Consider the following 23741-nt stretch of genomic DNA (forward strand, 5'->3'; position numbering starts at 1 on the left):
CTCTTAATATGCGTTGCGACAGACAATTAAGTAGGCATCCCGACGGTTCTACCTTTACCCCACTTACTTTACAAATATAGTTGGTCGCGGTCCGAACTAATGCTTACTTACGGACACTTTATAGTGAAAGCACCTGTCTCCCAGCCTGTCCCTTTGACCAGATAAAACCTAAATGGGTTTACGATTTTTCTTTTTTACGGCGCTTTGCTGGGCGGCGGCGGGACTCCTCGCCCAGTCGGCTGCACCCTCGATACAGGTCGATCCGAACTACGACGCGGAGCGACTAGTACGGGAAGTATTCGCCAACGACCGGTGCCAGACGATCTTCAACATCCGGCAGATCGGTACCAACCCCTCGGGTATCGGCTACTTTTCCGGATCGGAGGATGTGGTTGGTTTCAACCGGGGCATCATCCTCTCTACCGGTAAGGTGAAGGACGCCGTAGGCCCCAACAAGGCCACCAACACCGGCTCGAAACTCAGCGGCCCCACCCCCGATCCCGACCTGGACCTCATTGCCAATCAGGGCGTTTTTGATCATAGCGGCCTGGAATTCGATTTCGTACCCCTGGAATCGGAGGTGACCTTCCGCTACGTCTTCGCCTCCGAAGAGTACTGCGAATTCGTCGGTGCCGCCTTCAACGACATCTTCGGATTCTTCATCAGCGGGCCCGGCTTTAACGGCCCCTACAGCAACGGCGCCGAGAACGTAGCCCTGATTCCCGGTACCAGGCGGCCCGTCTCGATTAACAACGTCAACTACCAGGTCAACAAGCAATACTACCTGGACAACGAATCGGTCAAAACCCGCCAGGAGGCCAACTGCGGCGGCGGAACCACCAACGGGCCCCGCTTCCAGAGCATCGAATACGACGGGCAGACCGTCATCCTCACCGCCACCCTGAAACTGCAGGTATGCGAAACCTACCACATTCGCCTTCTGGTGGCCGACGTAAATGACTCTGACCTGGATTCCGCCGTTTTCCTCGAAGCCGGCAGTTTCGATCTCGGGGCCAGCGCCAGTCTGGAAGACAAGAACGGGGGTGAGCGGGCTCCCATCATCGCCTACGAAGGATGTACGCCGGCCACGATGCGCGTGATGCGCGGGCCGGACAGCGACATCGACCGCGATCAGAACGTCAACTACCGCGTGACCAAAGGGTCAGTGGCTTCCGATAGCCTGGATTTTTCCGCCGGCAGCGGAACGGTCACCATTCCCGCCGGTGCGACATTTGCTGAGGTACCCATCCGCGCCTTTGCGGATACCCTCAAGGAGGGCGATGAATTCGCCTGGATCACCCTTGACGTTCCTTGCGCCTGCTTCAGCGACAGCGTCCAACTTATCATTCGCGAGCCGGACACCCTCAAACTCGGGCTCGGTGATCCCTTCCAATATTGTCCCACCGTAGGCAAACGGCTCACCGCCGACGTATCCGGTGGCGTACCACCCTACTCCTACGACTGGAGCTTCGGCAGCACGGAAGCGGAACCCGAATATTCCGGGTCACTGTCCGACACCATTAGTCTCCGGGTCACCGACGCCTGCGGTATGAGCCAGTACCGGGAGGTCGCCACCCAAGCCAGCGATCCGCCAAACGTTAAGTTGCCGGCAAACGAACTGATTGCTTGCTGGGGCGAAGTAGAACAGATACCCGTCGAACTCACCGGTACCGGTCCCTTTACCCTTACCTATCGACTCGAGGGGCGCTCCCCGCGCACGGTAGTGCTGCCCGATAGTACGACTACCCTGTGGCCCGTAACCGAAGGAGGTACCTATCAGGTCATTCGGGTAGACGATGCCGCCTGCGGGACCGACGTAAACGAAATTACCGAGGTCCAACTGTTCAAGCCGGTCATGGATGCCGACTACACCGATCCTACCTGCTTCGGCGTGGACAATGGAACGGTCACCATGAACCATCTCCGGACCGCCGGGCCCTACAACTACCGCATCAACGGTGCGCCGGTTCCGGGCCCAACAGTGGATGACCTCACGGCAGGTACCTACCTGCTCGAAGTTACCGATTCCGCAGGTTGCCAGGATACCCTGTCGATCGACCTCTTTTCCCCCGAACCGCTCCAGCCCGTGAGTTATACCTGCCGTGATCTGCGGGTCCCGCCCCTGCGCCTGCGGGCCTCCGGGGGGCAGCCGCCCTATACCTACAGCGTGGACGGGCAGACGTATTCGGCGGATATCTGGAGTTCACTGGTGGGTGGGCAGACCTACGACCTGATCATCCGCGACGCCAACGGTTGTGAACTCGAGCAGAATCAACTGTTCTTTCCCCAGGCTTCGCGGCAGACGGTGCAGATTCCCGGCATCTTCTCCCAGGATGTGGGGGGCAGTGTCCAGATTCAGCCCAATTACCTGGTCCCCGCTAATCAGATCGCTACCTACAGTTGGCAACCCGCGGAATTGTTCGACTGCGCTACCTGTCCGAATCCCACCGTCACCACCCCCTATTCGCAGCGGGTCAAGTTGACCGTGAGGGACATTTTCGGCTGCGTAGATAGCGTGGCCACCAACATTGCGGTCGACGACAGCTCGCCCCTCTACGTACCCAACGCCTTCAGTCCGGATGGTGACGGCACGAACGACTATATGGCCGTTTTCGCCAGTTCCGACCTGGTCACCGAGATTGTATCCTTTACGATCTACACCCGCTGGGGTGAACTGGTCTTCTCAGATATGGAGTTCCCGCCCAACAGTGCCCGCCGGGGTTGGGACGGACAGTTCAGGAACCGGCCCGCTAGCAGTGGCACCTACGTCTGGGTAGCGGAGTACCGCCTCTTCGACGGCGAAATGCGACGCTCGATGGGTACGACTACGCTACTGGCTCGCTGAGGTATTCGAGTTCTACGCTGCATTCCGGGCGCAGGTAGCGGCGCGCCACGCGGTTCAGGTCGTCGACGGTAAGTGCCAGGTAGCTGTCCATCTCCGTATTGATCAGATCGGGTTGGCCCAACAGGGCGAAAAGGATCAGTTCGTTGGCCCGGGTGCTTATGTTGGCCTCCCGGTAGTGGTTGCGCTGCTCCAGGCGGTTGACGACCTTGTCGAGTTCCTCCTGTGAGATGCCCTCCTCCACCATCTCGGCGATGGCCGCGTGCAGGGCCTGGCGCGCCGTTTCGTAGTCCACGTCCTCGCTCGGCCGCGCCTCCACGATGATGCCGCCGGCTTCCAGGTTGTCGTTGACGCCGGCACTGACCTCGGCGAATAGTTCCGTATCGCGGACGAGCCGGCGATACAGGAGGGAGGATCGCCCGCCACCCAGCAGGAAACTCAGAATGTCGGTAGCCGGGAAATCCGGATGAAGCCGGTCCACCGTCCGGAAATGCAGATAAATCACCGGGCTCGGCACGTCCGCGGTCACCCGCAGGTGGCGATATTCTTCCTGCGGCGGTTCCGGGGCGATCTCGGGCCGCGGCAGATCGGGTTCGGAGGGCGGGATGCTGCCGAACCAGTAGGCGATGCGCTCCCGGATAGTGGCCCGGTCGAAGTTACCCGCAATGCACAGGATGGCGTTGTCCGGGCGATAATATCGGTAGTAGAAGTCCTTGATCTCCCCCAGGCGCGCCCCGCGGATATGACTGATGTCCTGACCAATTACCGGCCAGCGGTAAGGGTGCTCCTTGTAGATCAGTCCGTTGAGGTGGTGGTACAGGTCGCCGTAGGGTTGCTCCAGACAGGTCTCCCGGAACTCTTCAATCACGATCCGTTTCTCATTGGCCAGCGACGCCTCGCTGAACCGCAATTTCCGCATGCGGTCGCTTTCCAGCCACAGGGCCGTTTCCAGGTTCTCGGCCGGAAGGGTATCGTAGTAGAGGGTGTAGTCGCTGCTGGTCAGGGCATTGTTCTCGCCGCCGGCGAGCTGTAGGGCATCGTCGAAGTTGGGCACGTTCTCCGAACCGGCAAACATCAGGTGCTCGAAAAGGTGGGCAAAGCCCGTGCGGTGCGGCGGATCGTTGCGGCTGCCGACCTTGTAAAGGACGTTTACGGTAGCTACGGTACGCTGCTCATCGTGGTGCAACAAGACGGTAAGACCGTTGTCCAGGGAATAGCTTTCAAAGTCGATCATAGGCCATTAAGAAACCGCCCGGCATCCGGATAGTTGCCCCGGCATCCTGGCGTCCCCGACTAGTTGAGTCGCCAGAAATAGGGAGTAAACAGCACCAAAACCGTAAAGACCTCCAGGCGCCCGATGATCATGACGAAACTCAGGAAGATCTTCACCGACCCGGAAAGCCAGGCGAAATTGTCCATCGGACCCACGTTGCCGATGCCCGGCCCCACGTTGCCCAGGCTGGTGGCCATGGCCCCGATCGCCGTCAGAAAGTCAAGCCCCAGTACGCTGAGCACCACCGACCCGAAAACGAACAGGATCAGATACAGCAGCAGGAAATTGAAGATGTGGGTGATGATGCGCCCCGAGACGATCTGCCCATTCAGGCGCAGCGGAATGATGGCCTGCGGGTGCACGATCCGGCGGAACTCCAGGTAGCTGTTTTTCAGGAAGACGAGATTACGGATGATCTTGATCCCCCCCGAGGTAGAGCCCGCGCAGGCCCCCACGAACAGCAGCACGAAGCAGATCATCGTAAGGCTCGGCGCCCAGCTGGTATAGTCGGCCGTCACGAATCCGGTAGTAGTGATCAGACTCACCACCTGGAAAATGCTGTCGCGAAAACTCTGCTCCAGGGGCATCCCCGTAATGTACCAGACCCGGGCGGTGAGAAACAAAGCCATTATGGCGATCAGACTGACGTAGGCCTTCAGTTCGTCGCTCCGCCACACCTCCGACCACCGCCGCTTCAGGCTCAGGTACAGCACCGTATAGTTGACGCCGGCCAGGAACATGAAGAACACCAGTAGGTACTGTATGGCCGGCGAAAAGGCCGCCGCGCTGGCGTTGCGCGTACTGAATCCCCCGGTGGCCATGGTGGTGAAGGCATGATTGATGGCCTCGTAGGGGCTCATGCCGAATAAGACCAGCAGCACCCCGAGCAGCACCGTAAGCCCGACGTAAATGAGCCACAACCGCTTGGCCGTCTCGCTGATCCGCGGGTGGAGCTTGTCGGAAGTAGGCCCCGGTGCCTCGGCCGCAAAGAGTTCGATGCCCCCGATGCCCAGCAGGGGAAAGATCGCCACCGTAAGCACGATGATGCCCATGCCCCCGATCCACTGCGTGAGGCTACGCCAGTACAGCAGGCCCCGCGGTTGGATTTCGATATCGGTCAGGGTCGAAGCGCCGGTGGTGGTCATGCCCGAGACGGTCTCGAAAAGGGCATCCGGCACCGCGGGCAACATCCCGCTGAACAGGTAGGGCAGCATCCCGAACAACACCATCGCCGTCCAGCTCAGGGCCACGATCAGGTATCCCTCGCGCTTCCGGATGGTCAGGTCACTGGGCTGCGGAAGGGAACCGCGCGGGGCGCGGGGCACGATCCACAGCAGGGCGGCGCCGGCCACGGTGGCCAAGCCAGCGTTGAGGAGCGGCAGGGGCGTCTCACCGTAGTACAGGCTGAAGGGGATGCCCGTCCACATCAATCCACCAATGATGAAGAGCAACACGCTGATGACCCGCGCAATGGGCCGGAAGTTGATCAATCCACTGGTCATGGATCAACGGAATAGTTCCTCGAGCCGCCGGATGGCCTGCGGCTTGGCAAATACGATGACCCGGTCGTTGAGCTCCAGCTGCGAGGAGCCGTTCGGAATTATGGTCTCCTCCCCCCGGATGATGCCCCCAATGAGGGCCGTGTCCGGGAAGTGCAGGTCGCGCAGGGGCTTGCGCGTGAGCTGGTTGCTTTTGCGGATCACGAACTCAATCACCTCGGCGTCCACGCCCTGCAGACTGGTGATGGCCTCCACGTTGCCCTTACGGACGTAGCGGAAGATGTCGTTAGCCGCCAGCAGTTTCTTGTTGATCAGGGTGTCTACCCCGATGTTCTGGCTGATGTGGACGTACTCCTTGTTCTCCACCTGCGCGATGGTCTTGTACACCCCGTGGTTGTGAGCGGTCAGGCAGGCGATGATGTTGGTCTCGCTGTTCTCCGTCAGGGCCATGAACGCATCCATACGCGAGAGTCCCTCCTCCTCCAGCAGGTCAAAGTTGGTATAGTCGCCCTTGACCACCAGCACGTTGTCGAGCATCTCGTTGATGTACTTGCAACGCGCCTTGTCGTTCTCCACGATGGTCACCTGGTAGTGGCGCTGCAGCCGGCGGGCCGTGGCGATGGCCAGGTCGGTACCGCCCATGATCATGGCGTTGGTCACCTTCACCGGCTGTTTGCCCACGAAGCGTTCCACCAGCTTCGTATGCTCCGGCTTGGTAATGAAGTAGATGTGGTCGTTGCGCCGGAGTTCGGTCTGCCCCCGCGGGATCAGCGTCTGGTGACCGCGCAGGATAGCGATCAGCTGCAACTGGTCGCGCTGGTTGAGGCCTTCGATTTCGCTGAGCTTGCTGCCGACCAGCGGTGAGTTGCTGTCGAGCGTGATGCCCACCAGCGAGAGCTTGCCGTCCTCAAATTCGTAGATATCCGTAAAGGAGCACTTCTTCACCAGGCGCTCGATCTCCAGGGCGGCGAGTTGGCGCGGACTGATGAGTTGGTCGATGCCCAGGGAGCAGACCGTCTGTTGGTTCTCGCTCTCCAGGTATTCCTCGTTGTCTACGCGTGCGATCACGCGGCCCGCCCCGAGTTTTTTGGCCAGGATGGCCGACATCATGTTCGTCTGCTCGCTCGTCGTCACGGCGAGGTGCAGGTCGGCGTTGCGGACGCGCGCGGTTTCCAGGGTGGAAAGACTGGTAGCATCGCCGCGCACGGTGAGCACGTCCAGGTGGGAACCGGCATAGTCCAGCACGTCCTGATCGTTGTCGATCAGGGTGATGTTCTGGTTTTCGGTCACCAGCAATTCGGCAAGGTGAAAGCCTACATCGCCGGCCCCGGCAATTACTATATTCATCGTTGGCTAAGGGGTTTAGCACCCGCAAAGTTCGTCATTCCCCACTAGAATCAGGGGGCGGTTACGCAGGTGCAGTACAGTATAACACCTCGCCGGGCTAATTGGGTGTGTCTCCCTCGCCTCTTCCGTCGATTCCGGGCTGGTCCGACTTCGCCTGATTCAGCCGGTAGACAAAGCTCAAAACTACCTGCCGCGCCTGCCGCCATTGGAAGTCGGAGGTGGCCACGTAGGTCGGCTGGTTGATCACCGTCCGTTGTACGCGGGTGTTGAACAGGTCGCGCCCACTGAGGGTCAGGGTACCCTTTCCGTCGAGCACATCGAGCGAAGCGCCCACGTCCAGGGCGTAGGTGGCCAGTTCGCGCCCCTGGGGCGTCTCACGGGGGGCGTCGTACTCGAAGCTTACCTGGGTTTGCAGCCGGTCCGTGAGGTCAAAGGTAGCCGCGGCGCGACCGTTCCAGGAGCTCACGTCTACGGCGTAGTCGATGTCCTCGTAACTGCCCTCCACCCGGGCGGCGTAGAGATTAAAGTCGGAGGTAAATTTCCACCACTCGAAAAGATCGTAGTTGAAATTCACCTCGATTCCGTAGGCATCCCGGTTGCCGAGGTTAACGGGAAAGCGGATCGTGGTGCCGTCGTCGGCCGGCAGTACGAGCCGTTCGATCACCCCGGTAGTATAGCGGTAGTACATGCTCGCCTGCACCGATCCGGCGGGGAGGTACCGCAGCAGTCCCGCCTCGTAGGAATCAGTATACTCGGGGCGGAGCGTGGGGTTGCCGACCGTGTTGTTGCGGGGGTCGTTAAAATTGGAAAAGGGCAGTAACAGGCGGAAGTAGGGCCGGCTGAGGCGGCGGCTGTAGCTCAGCTGCACTTGACTGACGTCCGTAAACTGATACGACACCGAAGCGCTCGGGAACAGATTAAAGTAGTCCTGCTCGTTGGTGGAACCCGACTTGAGCAGGGCCGCCGTGACGTCGGAAAGCTCACCGCGCAGCCCCGCCTGGATGCCCAGCTTGCCAAACTCACCGCTGCCGATGAAGTAGGCCGCCGCGATATTCTCGGTGTATTCCAGTTCGTCGTCGAATTCGGCAAAGACGCGGTACACCCCGGTCTCGTCCGCCTCCTCCACGCTGAAGGCGTTGCGGACCGTCCGGAAGGTCGAGCGCAGACCACCCTCAATTTTCAAGCTGTCGTTGAAGGGGTGTACGTAGTCGGTCTGCAGCAGCAGATTCGTCTCGTACTCGGTGTTGCTGGCGCGCTGGAGCAGGGGATCGGCCACCCCCGAGGTGGTCTGGGTGATGTCCGACAGTTCGAGGTCATCGTCCAGGATGTATTGGGCATCAATGGTCCAGAGGTGATCCTCGTGGTCGTCGAAGGTGCGTTTATAGCTCAGGGAAGATTCAAGGTTCTGGTTGCCCGAATCTTCCCGGGTATCTCGTACCGTCGTCGAGATCAACTCACGGTCGTCGTTGAAGTCGCGATAGGTCACCAGCGCGAGGTTGTCGTCCTCCGAGCGCCGGTAGAGCAGGGATCCGGTGAGCTGGTTACGGTCGTTGATGAACCAGTCGGTGCCCAGCTGAAAATTCCCGCCGACGCCCCCGCGATCCTGGTCGGTTTCGCTGTCGTACAGGGCCTGCAGACTTCCGTCGGCGTTCAGAAAGCGCTGCCGGCTACTCCCGCCCCCCGGCGCGCGCCGGTAGCTGATGCCGAAGTTCGAAAAGAGGTTGAACCGGTTGCGGCGGTAATTGAGGCTGTAGCTGGCTCCCAGGTTCTCCGGATAGCCTACCGTGGCCCCGAAGGAACCGTTGATCCCTTTCCGCTGATCTTTCTTCAGGATGATGTTGATGATGCCCGCTTCACCCTCGGCTTCGTAACGGGCCGAAGGATTGGTGATCACCTCCACGCTCTCAATGATGTCGCCCTGCATGCGCCGCAAGGCATCCAGGTCGCCCGAACTCAGCATGGCGGATGGCTTGCCGTCGACGAGGATGCGCACCCCGTTGCTGCCGCGCAGGGTGATGTTGCCCTCTGGGTCGACGTTGACGGAGGGCACGTTGTTGAGAATATCCGCCGCGGTATTGCCCGCGCCGGTCAGGTCCTTGCCCACGTTAAACACCCGCTTGTCGAGTTTCATGACCATCTGGCTCCGCTCGGTGGTGACCTCCACGGTCTCCAGCGCTACGCCGCTCTGACCCATCCGCAGCGTGCCGAGGTCCAGCCCCGGATTTTCTACCGTAAGGTCGGGGACGGTAAGGTTATCAAATCCCAGGAATTGTATGACCAGGTAATAGTCCCCCGGTTTCACCTGCAGGGTAAAGCTCCCGTCCTCCCCCGTGGTGGTATTGGCCGCCATCGCGCTGTCGGCCGCCGTATAGGCGATCGCGGTGGCAAAGCCCAGCGGTTGACCACTTTCGTCTTGCACCAGCGTACCCGCCAAAGGGAAAGACTGTGCGGGCAGCAGGCCTCCAAGGAAAAGGGTAGCGTAAAGTAAAATTCGGCGCATCGGGGGGCTTTTTCTGTGTAACGTAATCTTGGTCAGATGGTTACAAGATTTCCCTGCGGCAGACGGGGGGTCCTGATCCGAACAAAATGACCCGCGAAGCCTTCACCACTTACCACCATGGAGAAAAAAACCAAGATTCTTAACGACCCCGTTTACGGCTTCGTCAGCATCCCCTACGGTATCCTTTTCGACTTGGTGGAGCACCCCTACTTCCAGCGCCTCCGGAACATCAAACAGGTCAGCCTCACGCACTACGTCTACCCCGGCGCCCTGCACACCCGCTTCCACCATGCCCTCGGCGCCCTGCACCTCATGCAGCAGGCGGTCACCAGCCTGCGCGGTAAGGGCGTCGAGATCAGCGACGAGGAAGCGGAGGCCGTGATGATCGCGATCCTGCTCCACGACATCGGCCATGGTCCCTTCTCCCACACCCTCGAGCATACCCTCATTGGCGTCAACCACGAAGCCCTCAGCCTGCTCTTCATGGAACGGCTCAACGACGCCTTCCAGGGCCGCCTCGGACTGGCCATCGAGGTATTCACCGGTCGCTACCCGAAGCCCTATCTGCACCAACTCGTGAGCGGACAGCTCGATATGGACCGCCTGGACTACCTCAACCGCGACAGCTACTTCACCGGCGTGGCCGAAGGGGTGATCGGCTACGACCGCATCATCAAGATGCTGAACGTGGTCGACGGTCGCCTGGTGGTGGAGCAAAAGGGCATCTACAGCGTGGAGCGCTTCCTGACCAGCCGCCGCATTATGTATTGGCAGGTGTACCTGCACAAGACCGTCGTAGCCGCCGAGCAGATGCTGCGCCTGATCCTGCGCCGCGCCCGGGAACTGGCCACGCGGGGACAAACGCCCTGGGCCCCGCCGGCCCTGGAATACTTCCTCAACCATTCCGTCGGGGCCACCGAATTTACCGAGCGCCGCAACGAGCTGCTCGACTGCTTCGCCGCCCTGGACGATACCGACGTGAGCGCCGCCGTCAAGACCTGGCAGCGCCATCCCGACGCCCTGCTCTCCTACCTCAGTTACGGCTTGGTCAACCGCCGGCTCTTCCGCCTGGAATTCAGCAACGACCCCTTCGATCCCGCCTACGTGGAAGAGATCCGCCGCGCCATCCACGCCAGCGCCCGGCTGCCCGCCCAGGCCGCCGATCACCTCATCATCCAGGGGCAGGAAACCAACAGCGCGTACACCCTGACCAAGGAGGAGATTATGGTGTGCACCAAGGAGGGTACCGTGGTACCCATGTCGAGCATCAGCGACTTCGGGATTGCCCCGCGCTCGTTTACCAAGTATTTTCTCTGTTACCCCAAGGAGGCTTCGGAACGCTAGTCGGCCTTGATCCGGTCCATGAGGTTGTACCCCTCGCCTAGGCGGGCCAGGGTTTCTTCCTGCCCTACGGCCTCCAGGATGGCGAAGGCATCGGGTCCGCTGGTGGAGCCGCTGACGGCGAGCCGGAGGATGGGCAATACTTGACCGAAGCCGAGTCCGTTCGACTCCATGAAGCTTACCGTCCGTTCCTTGATGGCCCCGGCGGTCCAGGCATCGAGTTCGCCCAGCGCGGTGCGGAGTTGCTCGAAGCGCGGGCGGAGTTCCGGTTTCCATTTCTTGCGGGCCATCTTCTCGTCGATAATGCCTACCCGGTCCACGAAGTATAGTCCGTGCTCATAGAACTCCTCCAGGGTGTGCACCCGCTCCTTAAGCAGTCCGGCGATGGTGATCGCCAGCGCTTCGCTGATGGGGTGGCCGTGGGCGGCGAAGACCTCCTCGATCCGCGGTGCCAGGTGGTCGTCGGGGGTGGCGATGAGGTACTGCTGGTTGTACCAGCGGGCTTTCTCGAAGTCGTACTGCGCGCCCGATTTATTGATCCGGTCCAGATCGAAGGCTTCCACCAGTTCGCGCAGACTGAAGATCTCCTGCTCGGTACCCGGGTTCCAGCCCAGGAAGGCCAGGAAATTCACCACGGCGGCGGGCAGGAAGCCGGCTTCCCGGAACCCGCTGAGGGTTTCGCCGTCCGCCTTCCAGTCGAGCGGAAAGACTGGGAAACCCATCTGCTGTCCGTCGCGCTTGCTCAACTTGCCCTTGCCGTTTGGCTTGAGCAGGAGGGGCAGGTGGGCGAAGGCGGGCATTGATTTTTCCCAGCCGAAGGCGCGGTAGAGCAGGACGTGCAGGGCGGTGCTGGGCAGCCACTCTTCTCCGCGGATCACGTGGGTGATCTGCATCAGGTGGTCGTCGACCACGTTGGCCAGGTGGTAGGTGGGCAGTCCGTCGGCCTTCATCAGCACCTTGTCGTCGACCTCCTCGCTCTGGAAGGCCACGTCGCCGCGCACGATGTCGCTGATGTGTACCATCTGTCCGGGCTCCACCCGGAGGCGTACCACGTAGGGCGTTTGCGCGGCCAACAGCTCCTCCGTTTGTTCCTTGCCCAGCGTCAGGCTGTTGCGCAGATCGCCGCGCGTGGCGGCGTCGTAGCGGAAGTTGTGGTTCCCCGCCGATTTCTCCGCTTCCCGCCGGCGGTCGAGCTCGTCTTCGGTGTCGAAGGCGTAGTAGGCCTTGCCCGCGTCCAGCAGGTGCTGGGTGTAGCGGGCGTAGATGTCCTTTCGCTCACTCTGCCGGTATGGCCCGAAATCACCCCCGATGCCCGGTCCTTCGTCCGGCCGGATACCGGCCCATTCCAGGACTTGGAGGATATATTCTTCGGCGCCCGGTACGTAGCGTTTCTGGTCCGTATCCTCTACGCGCAGCACGAACGCGCCCCCCTCCCGGCGGGCGAAAAGGTAGTTGTAGAGCGCGGTGCGCAAGCCTCCGATGTGGAGGGCCCCGGTGGGCGAGGGGGCGAAACGGACGCGGACATCTGCCATACTATAGTAGTTTCTCGGACGAACCGTGGTAAAATTTTATTAGGTAAGCAGCCTATTTCACCACTTAAACGTTTAAATGGAGACTGTCACGAAATGTGAATCCAAACGCCGCCAAAGGTAGTTAAAGCTGCCCCTACCACAAGCAATCCACCGGATTAATACGTCTCGTAGATTGTTCCCGTACCCTGGTTATTGATTTCCCTTTTCCAGAACCCTGTTTATTCTCCCAATACCTCAAAGACAATGTACCTAATCAAGACACCAAGGGTAATCCAGAAGCTCTTCCCGAACTTCCACTGGCGGGTCGGGCAACGGCAGGAGCAGCCCACGCTCTACCTGACTTTCGACGACGGCCCCATCCCCCACCTTACCCCCTGGATCCTCGAGCAGCTTGAGCAATACCGGGCCAAGGCTACCTTCTTCTGCGTCGGCAACAACGTGCGCCGCTACCCCGATGTCCTGCAGCAAACGCTCGACGCCGGTCACGTGGTCGGCAACCACACCACCCACCACCTCGACGGCTGGAAGACGGACAACGTCCCCTACTTCCACGACGTGCGCCACTGCGCCGTCCAGCTCAAGACCACGCTCTTCCGCCCCCCCTACGGCCGGTTGAAGCCCAGTCAGGCCCAGTTCCTGCAGCGCCACTACCAGATCGTAATGTGGGACGTGCTGAGCGGCGACTTCGATCCCGAGCTTACCCCCGAGGACTGCTACGACAACGTAGTCGACAACGCCGGCCCCGGCAGCATTGTCGTCCTGCACGACAGCCTCAAGGCCGAAGAGAACGTCCGCGAGATCCTGCCCCGCATCCTGGAGCATTACACCAGCCTGGGCTACGCCTTCGCCAGCCTCACCCCCGAGGTACTCGCCGGAACCGCCGGCGTAACCAAGACCCGCCTGAAAACGGCCTGAGGCCCTACTTCTTTTTGCCCGCGACGCGGTCCAGCCCCGCCTTGGCCATCATGTGGAGGCCTACCCGGTATTCGGCCGGGTTCATCTCCAGACAGGTGCGAAAGTATTGGGCGGCGGCCTTCCAGTTCTCCTTTTTTTCCTGCAGCAGTCCCGCCTGCAAGGCAGCATTACACGCGAAATACGCCGGATGGTCACGGCCTAGGGTGATGGTTCGTTCGTAGAACGACATGGCCCCGGCGTGGTCGCCCAAACCGTCCAGTACCCGGCCGGTGCGGTAGCGGTGCTCGAGCTGCTCTTCCGCCGTCAGCGTAGCCATATTCACCTTGTCCAGTTCAGCCCTTGCGCGGGTGAAGTAGCCGCCGTCGAAGAGCAAGCGTGCCCGTAGCAGGTTTAGGTTGGGCGGCCGGTCGTGCGCCGCTTCCCGAATGGCATTTTCATCCCCACCATCCCGGCTCCCACCTTCGATTTCCGCCATGGTGCGGCGGTAAGTGGCCTCGTCGCCCTGGAGCAGGTACGACCAGGCGATTTTTTGTAGGGCCTCCTCCCGGAAGTGGCGTCCAGGGTAGCGTAGGAGAAAGGACTTGAAGTGTAGACGGGCCTGCGGATTGAGGTTGCGCAGTTTAGCCTGCCCAAGCAAAAAATCGAGGTAGGGAAAGTCAGCGGTGGTTCCCCCGCGCTGCTGCTTTTCGAGCAAGGTAAGCGCCTCGGCGTTGCGGTTGGTCCGCATGGCCAGGTTGGCGCGTACAAAGAGATGAAGGTTGTTCTCCGCGGGCCGCAGAGGCAGGGGCTTCACGGTTTGGTAGGCCCGCTCCGGGCGGTCGGCCAGGTAAAGCTCCATGAAGGCGTAGAGCACCTGGGTTTCCAGATAAAACGGACTGCCCTCATCAGCCAGGGCCCGTCGCATTTCCTTACGTCCCTGGGCAATGGTGCCGGTCAGGGATGAGAAAAGCTCCACCCCCCATTTGTACTGGGGTGGGATCGAACCCACGGCAGCGTGCAGCAGGCCCAGGTCCTTATAGGTAAGCAGGAAATCGGGGAAGCGGGTGACGTTATCCTTCAGGTGCTTGTAGGCCCGGTTCAGTTGTCGGAAGGCCGCCAGGTGCCTTTCGAACCGCAGCTCGATCAGACAGCGGTGCAGTCGCGCTTCAGCCAGCGCGTAGTGGTAGTAGGGCGAACTGCTGTCTCCCTGCTCCAGAATGGCCACGCGCTGGTCAAAGCGGCGGGCCAATTGCCCGTCCAATCCCTCGTCGCCGCTCAGGTACAGGCGGAAGAAGTCGACGTAGCTTTCCAGGTGATAGGCCGCCAGGTTGCGGGGCTCCGTATGCTTCAGCCGCTGAATACCCGCCTCGGCGAGATCCAGCTCCAGGCGAAGAATGTCGCCGTACACTGCCCTGGCTTCCCTACCGAAGTCGTAGTGGTATTCGGCGGCCGACAGGCACGCCGTACCCAGGGTAAGCAGCAAAAGCAACAGGGTGTTACGCATATCGCGCAAAGATACCGTCTATCCGCTCGGCCAATTTTCGGTCGCGGTCGGTAACGGTATTGCCGGCGTCGTGGGTGTTCAGTTTGATACTTACGCGGTTGTAGACGTTCGACCAGTCGGGGTGGTGGTCCATCTTCTCGGCGGCAAAGGCCACTTCGGTCATGAAAGCAAAGGCCTGCCGAAAATCGGCAAAGGTGAAGTCGCGGTGGAGGGCGTTGTCTTTTTCTTTCCAGGGCATGGGGGGAGGGAGTTAAGGGGTAAGGGGGTTGTGTTTGTCCCTCGCTTCGCTCGGGGTGGGGGGATCAATGTAATCAAAGTCCAAGATTCCGGTTTTCTCAGCCCCTAAAAGACTAAAGAACTAAAATACTACCACCCTAACTACCCCGCAGTGCCTCGATCAACTCCTCCTTGCTCATCTTGGACCGGCCTTCGATGCCTACCTTTTTGGCTTCGTCGTAGAGTTCCTGCTTGGTGCGTTCCTCGTATTTCTTGGCGTGGCCGCCCTTTTTGCTCGCGTCCGGGGTGTTTGAGATGCGGGCGGCTTTTTGCTTGCTCATGCCCTCGTCGCGGAGGGCCTCATACTGGGCGTCGTTCTTGACACTGGGTCCGTGATCTTTAGCCATGGCTTTTTCTCTTTGCAACCCGGCCGGCCCTGACCGTGTTCAGGCGCTTCGGGGCGGCGGCGCGCGGGTGCCGTAGCCCTCCGCAAACGGCCGTCCCGTTCGGTTCTACCCGGGGTATTGACCGTACTTTTACGGCATGTTCCCCGACCTCCTAAGTCTTTGCCAATCATTGGAAAATACCTTCGCGGAGATTCCGGAAAGCCGCAGGGTGAGACTGAACAGATTGTCCGGCTATGTCCGCCACCGCATTGATGCGGGATGGATCGCGCGCCTCACGGCCATCTGTACCCACAATTCCCGGCGCAGCCACCTCACTCAGCTCTGGCTGGCGATGGCGGCCGATTTTTACGGCATCCCGAACGTCGAGACCTACTCCGGCGGTACCGAAGCCACCGCCTTCCACCCGAATGCCGTGGCCGCCCTGCGGCGCGCGGGCCTGGAAACCGATCGTGAAGATGCAGAAGGGCAGAACCCCATATATCGGGTACGCTGGCGGGAAGACATGTCACCTTACCGCGCCTTCTCCAAGGTCTGGAACGCCGCGCCCAATCCCCGTAAGGATTTCGCGGCCGTGATGGTCTGTTCCGAAGCCGACGCGGCCTGCCCGGTGGTAGCGGGTTGCGATCTGCGCGTTGCCCTGCCCTTTGAAGATCCCAAAGCCTCCGATGGGACGCCCCGCGAAGCCGCAGCCTACGACGCATCCGTACAGGAGATCGGACGCGAGATGCTGTACGTCATGCACCGGGCGGGGCAGGGCTAGTGGTACATATTTTGGGGGTCCAGATCGGCGAGCTCGACGAACAGGTCGGCGAATTTCCGCGTCACGTCCCGGAAGTAACGTTCTCCCTTCTCGGCACTCGCCTTGCTCGGGTCACCGATTCCCGTATCGTCGGTCACCTGCGACCAGCGGCGCTCGTGCGTCACCCAACCCTCGGCGAAGGCCTTGATCCTGTGTTTCTTTTCGGTGCCCGGACCGGCCTCTTCAAGCGGTAGTACCAGGTCGGGCCGCAGGTACATCACCAGGCTCGTCTCCATTTCGTCGGCGTGGTCGCCGGCCTCCTCGAAGTACTTCGTCTTGTCCAGGGAGCGGAACCAGTCGGACGTACAGAAGAACATCTCGGGGTACTCCAGGCCCAGTTCCTTAAGCAGCAGTTTAAAGCTGTTTCCTCCGTGGCTGTTGAAGACGAGTAGTTTCTTTACCCCTTGCCGGTTCAGCGTTTCGGCCACGTCGCGCAGGATGGCCAGCTGGGTGGAGGGGTTGAGGTTCATGTCGAGAAAGATGTCGGTCTGCCCGGTATTGATCCCGAAGGGGATGGTCGGCAGCACCATGATCCTGGCACCGCGCTCCCACGCCAGGCGGGCGGCTTCTTCGACTAGTCCGTCGGCCTCGATGTTGTCCGTTCCGTAGGGCAGGTGATAGTTGTGTGCCTCCGTGGCACCCCAGGGCAGAATGGCCAGGTCGACGGTGGCGTCCTTGAGGTGTTTCCAGTTGGTTTCGGCGAGGATGTAGGGGCGTATCATGGCGGATGGCGATGGTGAGGTGCCCGAAGATAAAGGTGCCGCAGACATCACCCCGTTGCATGGGGCTACCGGGTACGCTCCAGCAGGTTGCGCGGGTCGAAGTGTACGGCCAGGGCGGGGGCACCCCCGGGTCCCGTGCCCGGCAGACCGCGATGCTCGCAGCGGCCGACGTGTCCGCCCAGCGCGGCGTACACCCTCCGGGCGGGGGTATTCTGTTCCAGTACCCACAGGTAAAGCTTCCCCGCGGGGTCATAGGCGAGCACCGTTTCGGCGGCCCAGTGCATGAGTTGCTTGCCCACGCCCCGCCCGTGGTAATTGGCGTGCACGTGCAGATTGTCGAGCAGAGTGCCGTCTTCCGGCTCCTCGTCCAGGTAAAGACAACAGAAGCCAACCAGTATCTTGCCTTCTTCGGCCAGCAGGACGCGCATGCGGGGATCGTCGTCCGAAAACCGCCGCGTCCACACCGCAAGCCGGTCCGCGCGGGCCTCCTGATCCAGGAAGGTATCGGTCATGGCACCGCGGTAATTCTCCCGCCAGCTGCGCGCATGGAGCTGGGCGATGCGCGGAGCATCGAAGGGGGTGGCGGAGCGATAACGCAGGTTGGACTGGAGCATGGCAGAGACCGTTGGTGCGCTAAAGCTAGCGGTTTACACGGACGTTCCCGGCGTATCTACTGTTTCAGGAACCGCTTAGTAGCCATCACGCCCCCGCTGCGCAACTGCAGGAAGTAGGCCCCCGGGCGGAGACTGGCTACGTCGAGGATCAACTCATTGCCCCCCATGTGGCGCTTCTGCAGCAACAGGCGGCCCATAGCGTCAAAAACCGCCAGTTCGGCCGGGACGTCACTGGCCACGCCGGAGCGTTCCACCCGCAGGGAGTTGGCGGTGACTATACTGGGGATGATCGTGAAGTCGCCGGCAGCAACGGCTCCGAAGGTCACGGCTTCGATGGGGCTGTACCGGAAAGTACCGTCAACGTCAACCTGACGCAGGCGATAGTAGTGGGTGCCGGGGGGCGGGGCCTGGTGGGTGAAGTCATATTCCGTCGCGGTCGCACTGGTGCCCACCCCGAACACCCGGCTCAGGGCGGTGAAACTTACCCCGTCGGTGCTGTGCTCCACGTCAAAGTGACTGTTGTTCGACTCGGTGGCCGTAGCCCAGCGTAGGTAGACGTCACGGGCACCCGCCTCAGCAGTGAAGTAGTGGTAGGAGACGGGCAGGGCTACGAAGGCGGTGTTTAGGCATTGGGTCTGACAGTCGTACTTTGCACACGCAGTTAGATTTGGATCGTCACATCCACATACACTAGTACCCCCATTCAACCCACCTAAGTCGGCGACATTACCTCCCCCTAAAGCACTACTGCCATTCCCGGATTTAGCAGTAGCTGCCGATATAAATAAGCCCCCAATGTTTACATCTGAAGGTATACCCAACCAGAAAAGGGGCAGGGGAAAGGTGACAAACTGAGCATTTGTACTTGTACATCCGCCTGCCGATTTTGCACATGCCTGTTGAACATCAGATACACTCACACATTGATCACATGGAGTGGGCGCCAATGGCGACGTGCTAGTTGCTCCATCTACTTCATATACGCTTACACCCATCTTGCCTCCAGCATTGGAAAATTGAACCTCTCGCTCGAATCCCCTATTTCCACAAGTTGAATTTGCGTCTATACCCTCCCCATATTTGGAATCCGTATCAACCAGAAAGTTGTAGCCAAAACTACCGTTTGGGGGTTGTGCTAACCGAAAGCGAAACAAAATATATTCATCTCCACTAGTTGGTGATGTTGGGCTAGGGTCAACAATGTTATAATACGCAAAATCACCACCATTCGCATCAGTAATTAAGTCGGTGTTCGCGCATGGAGAAGTAACATCATTGGAGACTTCATCAACGTCCGCAACTTCTAGCCAGCCAGTAACGCTGTGTGGAATAATTTCGAACTCAGCTGCTTCTGTCGAATCCGTTGTGAAAGGCAATCCAGATTCCGTGATGTATCCATCACCGTCGGGATCGAGCAGCGAATCGAAGCCCGAGGTGGCGTGTATGACAGTAATCAACCCAGGTGTGCACTGGGCAAAGCCATACATCGGGCAGAACGAAAGCAAGCTAATTATGAGGTATAAGAGTGTATTTTTCATGAGACAAGACAGTAAAGCCCAACTCCGCACCGCATAAGGGTGACCTTCACGGAGGGTATCCGCTAAAAATCAGAGGCTGTGCAAACCTGCATATCCCGAAACGGGGCACCAGCCAAGGGGCCAGGGATATATTAGATTATCGGAAAGGAAACCGGAAAAAATCAGGCATCCTCGTCACTGATGGGTGGTCGCATTATCGCGTCCGGATCAGTATAATCTTGCGGTGTAAAGGTGGATATAGGCAAATAGTTATTGGGACAAGAAAGGGTCGGGCGGGAAAGAGGCATCGACGTGCTCCGGATTCCGTGCCTGCTTCGACTGGGTGGCCGATTCCTTCAGGAAGGTCGACAACCGACTCAACAACGCACCGCTTTTCCAGGATAGTGTGTAAACGCGCAGTGTGGGACCACTAATTCTCCTTCCACACCGTAGCCGGCTGAGTGATCGCCGCTTATACCACCGTCATCTTGTTGCCGCCGGTCTTGTTCAGGTGTACGTTCAGGGCAATTTCGGCCCGGGCCCGGCCGTGGGCCAGCCGGTATTCGATCAGCGGACGGCTGGCCGTGAGGGTGTCCCCCAGGATGTTGGACTCCGGCTGGATGACCAGGGCGTTGAAGAACTTCAGCTTGTTCCCCCGCCCGCCCGTATCATAGTCGTAGTCGTACAGGTCCTCTCCTGGCAGTTTGCGTTTGAACTGCTCCAGGATGTAGTTCTTGTCCATAAATTCCCGGATGTCGTTGTTGAAGATCTCGGTGATGGCAATGTCCACCAACGCACGCAGCGCGATTTGCACGATGTTCTTGTCGAGGAAGTTCTCCTCCGTCACCTTGCCGGAACTGCAGTTGATGATCACGATGGTGTAGTCTTCGGGCGAATCGTCCTTCACGATCTCATCGATGACGTCGCCCAGCGGCGAGACGTCGCGTATACCTCCGTCCACCAGACTCTCGGGGATGCCCCGGTTGGTGGCCACGCCGTTGACCGGGCTCCAGATGATGGGCATGGCCGTAGAGGCGAGCACGCCGTTCGCGAAGTCGAGGTCAGACTTGAAGTCGTTCTGGTCGAGGGAATAATACTTGCCATCGCGCAGTGATACGAAGCCGCACTTGAAGACGGTGTCGCGGATCTCCCCGCGTTTGGCCAGCCGGTTGAGCTTGCGTTGCAGGGGGGTGTTGTCGGCAATCGACTTGAACTGCTGGAATTCCGCGGTGAAGGTGCGCAGCAGCGACTGCCGGTTGAAGATCGCCCGCAGCAGCAGGTTGCGGGTGGTGCGCGGGAAGCGGTCGCGCAGCGTGTTCCAGTCGAGGCGAAACTTCAATTCCGGGTTGGGGTCGTTCGGATCGGTGGACGTATCGATGAAATCCGAGGTGTAAATTTCGCTCACGCCCCGCTCGGCCACGTCGTCCCACAACTGCACGAGGTCATCGAATTTATCCAGGGCCACCATCAGCCCGTTGAGGGAGCCCACTGATACCCCCGCCACGATGTCGAAGGAGAGAGGCGGGCGGTGGGGGGCAATGCGGTCCCAGTTTTCGCGGAGGTACTGCAGGGCTCCTACCTGGAAGGCGCCCTTGAAACCGCCGCCACTGAGCACCAGGGCTATCTTTTTCATGCTTGGGTGTTTAGGTCCCATTATGGGTGTCCACCGAAAGTAAGGGGTTTTTCCTTTCCGCCCGACTTACCGTAGGGCGACGGAGCGCAGGTGCCGCAGCAATGACCCAGTGCCACAATGAGTGGTTCCCACCCGCGCCGCCCGTAGGAAACCACCCTGCCCGGCAATCGAGCCGCCCACAGCACCCGCGGAAACGCCCCTATTCCCCGCTTCTGCCACTTGCTGACCTTACGGGGCGCCGGGGAAAGCCTACCTTTATCCGCCACGCCAATTGACTTTCCCCCCACACATGCGCGCTTTTCTTCTCCCCCTGTTTCTCCTGCTCCTGGGGTTCGCTCTGCCGGCCCAGCAATGCAATGGCAACCTGGGGGAAAACATCTTCACCGACGGCGATTTTGGCAGCGGCACCGCCAATGTACTGACGCCCGACCCGGGGATCGCGCCGGGTTTCCGCTATGCGGCCTCCCCACCCCCCGATGACGGCTACTACACCATCACCAACGACATGGGGCGCTGGGACAATATTTTCGGCACCTGGATACAGATCGGTGACAACAGCAACGACCCCAACGGGTACATGATGGTCGTCAACGCCAGCTTCGAACCCGGCCTTTTCTACGAGCAGGTGGTCGACGGACTGTGCGAAAACACCCTCTACCAATTCACCGCCGACATCATCAACGTCCTGCGCCGCGGCAGCAATAATCTCCTGCCCAACGTCTCGTTCCTCATCGACGATCAGGAGTACTTCACTACCGGGTTCATCCCCGAAGACGAGCAGTGGAAGACCTACGGCTTCACCTTCACTACCGTGCCGGGTCAGACCTCCGTCACCCTGGCCCTGCGCAACAACGCCCCTGGCGGCTTTGGAAACGACCTGGCCCTCGACAACATCAGCTTCCGCGCCTGCGGCCCTGAGGCCCTCATTCTGCCGCGGGAAGTGGCCAACATCTGCGAAGACGGCGACCCGATACCGCTGGAAGCCACCATCAACGGCGACCAGTTTCCCACCCCCGCCGTGCAGTGGCAGCGCAGCACCGACGGCGGTACCACCTGGACCGACATCCCCGGTGCGAACGACCTCACCTACCAGCATACCCAGCTGAGCAGTGGTGCCTACCCCTACCGCTACCTGCTGGCCAACAGCGAAGCCAACCTGGGCAACAGCAAGTGCCAGATCATCTCCAATACCAAGGTGGTAAACGTGGTCCCGAAGAACTACACGTTGACGGACACAATATGCTCCGGCCTCAGCGTCACCGTCGGCAACTCTACCTACGATCAGGGGGGCGTTTACGTGGATACCCTCGTTTCCTCCCTGGGCTGCGACAGCATCGTTCGTCTTGAACTGACCGTCGTGCCGGACCCCTTCCTGAGCGGTCGCTTCACTACCCAGGACCCCAGCTGCAGCTACCTGACCGACGGCAGCGTGGTATTGGACAGCATCCTGCGCGGCCGGCCGCCCTATACCTTTACTTTCGACGGGCTGCCTCGGCAGATCGGGAGTCTGATCGACAGTCTCGGCGAGGGCGCCTACCCCTACGCCCTTGAAGACCGCTACGGTTGCCGCACTTCGGATACTTTACAGCTTACCAGTCCCTTCCCCTTTGTCATAAACCTGGGCGAAAACCAGGAAGTCGTACTCGGGGAAACCGTGACGGTGACCGTACGCAACTCCCAGCCCATCACCAATTACCGCTGGACACCGGAGGGGGCCGTGACCTGCGATTCCTCCTGCGTCACGCTCGAGATACTCCCGGCGAATTCTTTTACCCTTGGCCTGGAGGCCACCTCGCCCGACGGCTGCCTGGCCAGTGATTCCTTGCGCATCCTCGTGGTAGCCGACCGTCTGGTGTACATCCCCACTGCCTTTTCTCCGGACGGCGACGGCTCAAACGACCAATTCACGGTATTCGGTAAAGTGCCGAACGTGCAGTTCGTGCCCAGCCTGAAGATTTTCAACCGCTGGGGCGGCGAGGTTTACAGCGCCACCGACCTGCCCGTCAACGACCCTTCCGCCGGTTGGGACGGCCTCCTAAACGGCCAACCCGTACCACCGGGCACCTACGTGTACGTGGCCGAGGTCGCCTTCCTGGATGGCATCATCCGGCAATATTCGGGTAGTTTTGTTTTGATCGAGTAGCGACGGCTTGAGCGGTCATGTTGCCGGTACCGTAGCGACGGCTTCAGTCGTCATGCTGCCTATAACACCCGACACCCGCCTGCCCGCAGCGCGATAATCTAACCCTGCGCCACAGGCCCGACGGCCCAGTAGGGCATCTTGCCTACTCAAGTCGGGGCTACAGCGCGTAGCAATGGCTTCAGCCGTCATGCTGCCTATAACACCCGACACTCGCCTGCCCGCAGCGCGATAGTCTAACCCCGGGCCACAGGCCCGATGGCCCGATAGAGCAGCTTGCCGACTCAAGTCGGCGCTACTTCCCGTAGCGACGGCTTCAGCCGTCACGCTGCCTATAACACCCGACACCCGCCTGCCCGCAGCGCAATAATCCACCCCGGGCCACAGGCCCGACGGCCCAGTAGGGCAGCTCGCCGACCCAGGTGGGTGCTACAGTGCGTAGCAATGGCTTCAGCCGTCATGCTGCCTATAACACCCGACACTCGCCTGCCCGCAGCGCAATACTCTAACCCCGGGCCACAGGCCTGACGGCCCGATGGTGCAGCTTGCCGACTCAAGTCGGCGCTACTTCCCGTAGCGACGGCTTCAGCCGTCATGCTGCCTATAACACCCGACACTCGCCTGCCCGCAGCGCGATAGTCTAACCCCGGGCCACAGGCCCGACGGCCCGATGGTGCAGCTTGCCAACTCAAGTCGGGGCTACTTCCCGTAGCGACGGCTTCAGCCGTCATGCTGCCTGAAACACTAGACAATCGCCTACCCGCAGCGCGATAATCTAACCCCGGGCCACAGGCCGGACGGCCCAGTAGGGCATCTTGCCTACTCAAGTCGGGGCTACTTCCCGTAGCGACGGCTTCAGCCGTCACGCTGCCTATAACACCGGACAATTGCCTTCTCGCAACACGAAAATCCACCCCGGGCCACAGGCCCGACGGCCCGATGGTGCAGCCTACCTACTCAA

17 protein-coding genes are annotated in these 23741 nt (G+C 60.4%); 5 read left to right on the forward strand and 12 right to left on the reverse strand.

Annotated features, from left to right (window positions below; translation table 11 throughout):
* The first annotated feature begins 172 nt into the window (after positions 1–172).
* Positions 173–2845 carry a choice-of-anchor L domain-containing protein gene (locus tag E4021_RS15235; RefSeq protein WP_136460237.1) on the forward strand — a complete coding sequence of 891 codons (2673 nt, stop codon included), beginning with the start codon at positions 173–175 and terminating at the stop codon, positions 2843–2845.
* Here E4021_RS15235 and E4021_RS15240 read toward each other — a convergent pair.
* From E4021_RS15240 to E4021_RS15255, 4 genes are all read right to left on the reverse strand, one after another.
* Complete coding sequence (locus E4021_RS15240; RefSeq protein ID WP_136460238.1) at positions 2826–4076, reverse strand: M16 family metallopeptidase; 1251 nt, start codon at positions 4074–4076, stop codon at positions 2826–2828. The two genes, E4021_RS15235 and E4021_RS15240, sit on opposite strands and share 20 nt — an antisense overlap.
* Before the next feature lie 59 nt (positions 4077–4135).
* Entirely contained in the window at positions 4136–5605 is a 1470-nt protein-coding gene (locus E4021_RS15245; protein WP_136460266.1) for a TrkH family potassium uptake protein, read from the reverse strand.
* A gap of 15 nt (positions 5606–5620) precedes the next feature.
* The gene (gene trkA / locus E4021_RS15250; protein WP_136460239.1) at positions 5621–6961 is read right to left on the reverse strand and encodes a Trk system potassium transporter TrkA; all 1341 of its coding nucleotides are present in this window, start codon (positions 6959–6961) and stop codon (positions 5621–5623) included.
* Between the two features lie 97 nt (positions 6962–7058).
* Positions 7059–9461, reverse strand: a complete 2403-nt coding sequence (locus E4021_RS15255) for a TonB-dependent receptor domain-containing protein (protein ID WP_136460240.1) — start codon at positions 9459–9461, stop codon at positions 7059–7061.
* 117 nt (positions 9462–9578) lie between these two features.
* Between E4021_RS15255 and E4021_RS15260 the strand changes: the two genes are divergently transcribed.
* A complete protein-coding gene (locus E4021_RS15260) occupies positions 9579–10805 on the forward strand; it encodes an HD domain-containing protein (protein WP_136460241.1) in 1227 nt (408 codons plus the stop codon).
* Here E4021_RS15260 and gltX read toward each other — a convergent pair.
* Positions 10802–12334, reverse strand: coding sequence for a glutamate--tRNA ligase (gene gltX, locus E4021_RS15265; protein WP_136460242.1), 1533 nt, complete (start codon positions 12332–12334; stop codon positions 10802–10804). The two genes, E4021_RS15260 and gltX, sit on opposite strands and share 4 nt — an antisense overlap.
* 243 nt (positions 12335–12577) lie before the next feature.
* On the opposite strand from gltX, the gene E4021_RS15270 reads away from it, so the two are divergent.
* Positions 12578–13249 carry a polysaccharide deacetylase family protein gene (locus E4021_RS15270; protein WP_136460243.1) on the forward strand — a complete coding sequence of 224 codons (672 nt, stop codon included), beginning with the start codon at positions 12578–12580 and terminating at the stop codon, positions 13247–13249.
* 4 nt (positions 13250–13253) lie between these two features.
* Here E4021_RS15270 and E4021_RS15275 read toward each other — a convergent pair whose 3' ends face one another.
* From E4021_RS15275 to E4021_RS15285, 3 genes are all read right to left on the reverse strand, one after another.
* Positions 13254–14732 (reverse strand): hypothetical protein, encoded by a 1479-nt coding sequence (locus E4021_RS15275; protein WP_136460244.1) that lies wholly within the window; start codon positions 14730–14732, stop codon positions 13254–13256.
* A complete protein-coding gene (locus tag E4021_RS15280) occupies positions 14725–14970 on the reverse strand; it encodes a 4a-hydroxytetrahydrobiopterin dehydratase (RefSeq protein ID WP_136460245.1) in 246 nt (81 codons plus the stop codon). The genes E4021_RS15275 and E4021_RS15280 overlap by 8 nt, the downstream gene beginning before the upstream one ends.
* A gap of 136 nt (positions 14971–15106) precedes the next feature.
* Positions 15107–15355: a DUF7218 family protein gene (locus tag E4021_RS15285; RefSeq protein ID WP_136460246.1), complete on the reverse strand. Its 249-nt coding sequence runs from the start codon at positions 15353–15355 to the stop codon at positions 15107–15109.
* 136 nt (positions 15356–15491) lie between these two features.
* Between E4021_RS15285 and E4021_RS15290 the strand changes: the two genes are divergently transcribed.
* The gene (locus tag E4021_RS15290) at positions 15492–16115 is read left to right on the forward strand and encodes a low molecular weight phosphatase family protein (RefSeq protein WP_211097035.1); all 624 of its coding nucleotides are present in this window, start codon (positions 15492–15494) and stop codon (positions 16113–16115) included.
* On the opposite strand, the gene E4021_RS15295 is transcribed toward E4021_RS15290, so the two are convergent.
* The 4 genes from E4021_RS15295 to E4021_RS15310 form a co-directional block, all read right to left on the reverse strand.
* Positions 16112–16873: a creatininase family protein gene (locus E4021_RS15295; RefSeq protein WP_136460268.1), complete on the reverse strand. Its 762-nt coding sequence runs from the start codon at positions 16871–16873 to the stop codon at positions 16112–16114. The two genes, E4021_RS15290 and E4021_RS15295, sit on opposite strands and share 4 nt — an antisense overlap.
* 68 nt (positions 16874–16941) lie before the next feature.
* The gene (locus tag E4021_RS15300; protein ID WP_136460247.1) at positions 16942–17490 is read right to left on the reverse strand and encodes a GNAT family N-acetyltransferase; all 549 of its coding nucleotides are present in this window, start codon (positions 17488–17490) and stop codon (positions 16942–16944) included.
* Between the two features lie 56 nt (positions 17491–17546).
* Entirely contained in the window at positions 17547–18197 is a 651-nt protein-coding gene (locus E4021_RS18175; protein ID WP_168797633.1) for a T9SS type A sorting domain-containing protein, read from the reverse strand.
* Between the two features lie 1282 nt (positions 18198–19479).
* Positions 19480–20640, reverse strand: a complete 1161-nt coding sequence (locus tag E4021_RS15310; protein ID WP_136460249.1) for a patatin-like phospholipase family protein — start codon at positions 20638–20640, stop codon at positions 19480–19482.
* A 289-nt stretch (positions 20641–20929) separates the two neighbouring features.
* Here E4021_RS15310 and E4021_RS15315 point away from each other — a divergent pair, with 289 nt between their 5' ends.
* The gene (locus E4021_RS15315) at positions 20930–22783 is read left to right on the forward strand and encodes a gliding motility-associated C-terminal domain-containing protein (protein ID WP_136460250.1); all 1854 of its coding nucleotides are present in this window, start codon (positions 20930–20932) and stop codon (positions 22781–22783) included.
* The last annotated feature ends 958 nt before the right edge of the window (positions 22784–23741 follow it).

The organism is Neolewinella litorea (assembly GCF_004803465.1).
Classification (GTDB): Bacteria; Bacteroidota; Bacteroidia; order Chitinophagales; family Saprospiraceae; genus Neolewinella; species Neolewinella litorea.